Annotated in this window: 5 protein-coding genes; all 5 read left to right on the top strand. The window is 33.8% G+C overall.

Features of this window, described 5'->3' with window-relative positions; translation table 11 throughout:
• A partial coding sequence (locus FHS86_RS19000) for a type II toxin-antitoxin system PemK/MazF family toxin (RefSeq protein WP_429417605.1) occupies positions 1 to 229 on the top strand: 229 nt, incomplete at its 5' end.
• Positions 230 to 651: 422 nt separating this feature from the next.
• Positions 652 to 1,662 (top strand): S41 family peptidase, encoded by a 1,011-nt coding sequence (locus FHS86_RS18995; protein ID WP_429417602.1) that lies wholly within the window; start codon positions 652 to 654, stop codon positions 1,660 to 1,662.
• A gap of 155 nt (positions 1,663 to 1,817) precedes the next feature.
• Positions 1,818 to 2,447 (top strand): hypothetical protein, encoded by a 630-nt coding sequence (locus tag FHS86_RS18990; protein WP_429417600.1) that lies wholly within the window; start codon positions 1,818 to 1,820, stop codon positions 2,445 to 2,447.
• Between the two features lie 13 nt (positions 2,448 to 2,460).
• On the top strand, positions 2,461 to 2,901 hold the full coding sequence (locus FHS86_RS18985; protein ID WP_429417597.1) for a hypothetical protein: 441 nt from the start codon (positions 2,461 to 2,463) through the stop codon (positions 2,899 to 2,901).
• Positions 2,902 to 3,433: 532 nt separating this feature from the next.
• Complete coding sequence (locus FHS86_RS18980; RefSeq protein ID WP_429417595.1) at positions 3,434 to 3,895, top strand: hypothetical protein; 462 nt, start codon at positions 3,434 to 3,436, stop codon at positions 3,893 to 3,895.
• The last annotated feature ends 26 nt before the right edge of the window (positions 3,896 to 3,921 follow it).

Here is a 3,921-nt window from a genome sequence, read left to right as displayed (position 1 = left end):
TCCTTCGACAATTATTTGCCCTCTTACAACAAAGGTCAAAATGGATTCAGAAATATTGAGAATTCATTTAAAAAAAGGACAAGCGAATCTGACAGTGAATTGCGATGTTATGATAGACCAAATCAGAGCAATCGACAATAAACGATTAGTTAAAAAAATTGGCGATCTTCCAAATGAGCTAATTGACTCTCTAAAAGAGAATTTGAAAATAATAATCGACTTAGATTAAATAATTAAACACACATCATAACAAATTAGAATTTAAGACCCGGTTAAGTTCTGAAAAATAAGCATCCGGTGAACCCGGCATTGTTTTGCAAGAATTAGAAGTTAATATCATAGATTCTCTAAAACATTCCACCCCCCATTTGCTTCCCCCCTGCCATTCACACATCAAATAGCACCATTCACTCAATAAAACAGTCCATTCACTCAAAATATTTTTTTCTATGTTAAATGTTTGCTTACTTAGTAAGGGCGAAGAACGTTTTATGCGATGAGGAAAATCAATAAAGTCGAAGCTTATGAAGGCGGTAAATCATAACTATTTTTCACCAAATTAGAGGAATATATTCACTTTTAATGCAAAGAGATAACTGGAATATATTCACAAGTGAACTTACAACAACGTTATAAAGCATTTAAAAAATCATGAAATACGTATTTATACTCTTCATATTAATTTCATTAACAAGTTGCTCCAAAAGCAAAAAAAAGACTGATACACCCAAAGGCTATTTAGATGAAGTATTAAATATAGTCGAAGAACATTCAATTAGACGAGATTCAGTTAATTTTAACGAAATTAAGAAAGATGCATATGCTAGACTGAAAGAATATGCAAGACTAAATAATTCAGATTCAATAGAAATCTGCTACCCAATTGTAAAAGAAATTCTAAAAGATTTAGGAGACAGTCACAGTTTCTTTATGACAAAGGAACAAGTTAAAAAATGGCAAACAACAAGTAAAACTGCAGATAGTAATGAGATTATAACATTTAAAGGCAAACTCCTAAATCAAAACATTGGCTATATCCATATGAAAGGATTTAGTAGTGGAGATTCGATTTCTATTTTACAATATGCAGATAGTTTGCAAGCTGAAATTAAATCGATTGATAATAAAAAACTTAAAGGATGGATCCTTGACTTAAGAGAAAACACTGGTGGCAATTGTTGGCCCATGTTAACAGGACTGGGACCATTATTGGGTAACGGAATTTGCGGTTACTTTATAGATAATAATAACAAGAAATCTTCATGGTTTTACCGAGATGGTGAATCGGGAGTTGATTCATTTTCAATTGTAAAAGTAAGTGAAAGACCGTATCATTTAATAAATGATTTAAATCCAATTGCCGTATTAACTGGAAACAAGACAGCAAGTTCAGGAGAAGTAGTTGTAACAGCATTTCATTGTAAGAGTAACACCAAAAGTTTTGGAGAACCTACCAGAGGATTATCTACCGGAAATGCTAATTATACTTTAAGTGATGGCTCTATGATTTTACTAACAGGTTCTATTTATGCAGACAGAGAAGGAAATGTTTTTGGAGGGAAAATAAAGCCTGACGAAATAATTAATTTTTCTTATCAATCCATAAGGCAACCCTATGACTATGTAATAAAAAAAGCAATGGACTGGATAAATGAGAATTAAAAAACGCTTTATAACATTTTATAAATTCTATGGCGGCTTCTGTGCCACGCCAACTGCGGATTTCCGTGTGTTGGTTCTGTCTGTTTTCGGACAGAGATTCAGCTCGCAATCCGCCACATAACTTATAATTTTTCGTTAGGTACAATATTAAAAAGATGATACGAACAATAATAATAACATTTCTTTCAATTGCCATTTTGGGTTGTAATTCAAGTAATAAAAAAGAGACTGAACGAGAATTTTCTCATGAATCAATTCAAGGTTACGACTTTGACAGATATGTATTAATTAAGGGCAATAATCTAAAAAACACAAATAGCATTGTTCAAGAATGGGCAGAAATCTTCAGCGCTGGAGAGAAAGTTAAATTCTCATATGGCAAAGCTCAGCATAATGATTGGACTGTAATAAAAGTTTCTAAAGATTCAATCATTGACCATTATAATTATCATAATTTAGTCTATTGGTTTTTGGGCACTCCTCCGGAAGATAATAATTATGCCGATTTTTCAATAGGTATCTCAATTGATAAGGATAACCAAAAAACTTACATCATTTATAATGATTATCAGTTGAGAGAAAAAATCGCAACAAATGATGATTTAATGGGAATATTTCAAAATAATGAGAAATTCATTTTGAGTATTCCTTTTGACGAATTTAAAATAACAGATTCGAAAAAAATACCTGAATTCAAAGAGTTTCTAAATCTTCGGAAAATTGAAATTGACAGAATTATAAATGATGATTTCAATTTTTCGGAGAACAAGATTGAGATTAATTAATAAATGGCTAAGAATGTCCTATAAAATTAAAAAATCGATACAACAATATTCACTCGTCGACTTATTAGAAATAATAGGAAACGAAAGACATCAGGAATATCATCAATCTAAAGAAGAAATAATTAAAAGAAAACCAACTAATAAAGAATTAGAAATTGCTAAAAAGGGACTTGAAATAAGAATAAAATCAAGAAATAAGCCTCTTTCTTTTGTGGACAAGTTTTATTGTTTCATTATTCCTTTCACAGCGACTAAAGACCCTTTTGTGAGTGACTCGACTGAAATTAGTGATGAATATGAAAGGCATCTGGACGAATTTAAAATGTACGGTGAAACCAGACGGGTGCAAGAATTAAAAAAGTGGCAAAAATATGGAAGAATAACTCATCTCAGTTTGTTTGGACTTCTAATTCTAACTGGACTTGTTTTTCTAATAATTAATGCGTTCAAATAAATGGCAAAATGAATTTAAGACTAAAAATAAATACAAAATACTGTACCTAATCGAGTAGATGGCCAGTGAGCCAATAGCCCACTGGTGCACCTCTCACACCACTGTACGTACGGGTCTCATATACAGCGGTTCATTAAAATGTGGGGCAACTTTTTCGTAATACGTAAGCAACGCTTGGTACCCTCTTTTACTCAACCGTTCCAAGGTGATGGTTGTTCCCAAAATCGGGCTTTGGGCAATTGCCCATCCCTGCTAATCGGAATATTGAAGCAGCTGGTGGCGATTTAGCTCCGCTGATATTGAAGCAGCTGGTGGCGATTTAGCTCCGCTGATTTTCAATTACCTAAGGGTGATCTTCGATTGCAATCGCCGCCTAACAAACTCGCCCGCGATATATATCGGGGTTTGATCCCGCAAATAAATCTTTGCCAGAAAGCGCGGATTACAACATGTAGACCAACGGAGCTAAATGTGTATGGCATTTTGAACTTATATTGTACAAATCCGGAAAAGCGGGGTTTGCCAAACAGATATGCCTTATAACTTAAGCGAATTTGTTAGAGATTTTAAAAAACATATAGCCAGGACCATAGTAAAAAAGATTGGAGATGAGCCAGAGAGCCGTCGAAGTTGGACACTCAGTGCATTGCGCGAAGCGGGTAAGTATGATAAGCGAATCACCAACTATAAGTTTTGGCAAGAAGGATGCCACCCAATACAGTTGAATAATAACGAAATGATAGACCAACGGATAAACTATGTACACGAAAACCCTGTGAGGAAGATGATTGTTGAAAAGGCCGAAGATTATCTTTTCAAACAAAGTCCTACTAATCCTGCTCATAAACCATTTTGGATCATCACCGCAGTCTTTATTCCAGTCATCGAACTAATCATTTACTTCATTATAAGCAAAAAAGACAAGTGGTTATTTCGGAGTGACCATGCCAGCCTGTTCGGTCAAATTGTGCCACTTAAAAAGATCATACAATAGTACAAAAATTCATTTATTCTTGATTC

Origin of the sequence: Roseimarinus sediminis (genome assembly GCF_050433125.1) — a bacterium.
Lineage (GTDB): Bacteria > Bacteroidota > Bacteroidia > Bacteroidales > Prolixibacteraceae > Roseimarinus > Roseimarinus sediminis.
The sequence above is the reverse complement of the archived record's forward strand: the minus strand, read 5'-3'. Positions and strand labels throughout refer to the sequence as shown.

Bases quoted from the DNA above. Each gene is read 5' to 3' on its own strand.
- FHS86_RS18995 (WP_429417602.1), top strand. From the start codon at position 652: ATGAAATACGTATTTATACTCTTCATATTAATTTCATTAACAAGTTGC.
- FHS86_RS18990 (WP_429417600.1), top strand. From the start codon at position 1,818: ATGATACGAACAATAATAATAACATTTCTTTCAATTGCCATTTTGGGT.
- FHS86_RS18985 (WP_429417597.1), top strand. From the start codon at position 2,461: ATGTCCTATAAAATTAAAAAATCGATACAACAATATTCACTCGTCGAC.
- FHS86_RS18980 (WP_429417595.1), top strand. From the start codon at position 3,434: ATGCCTTATAACTTAAGCGAATTTGTTAGAGATTTTAAAAAACATATA.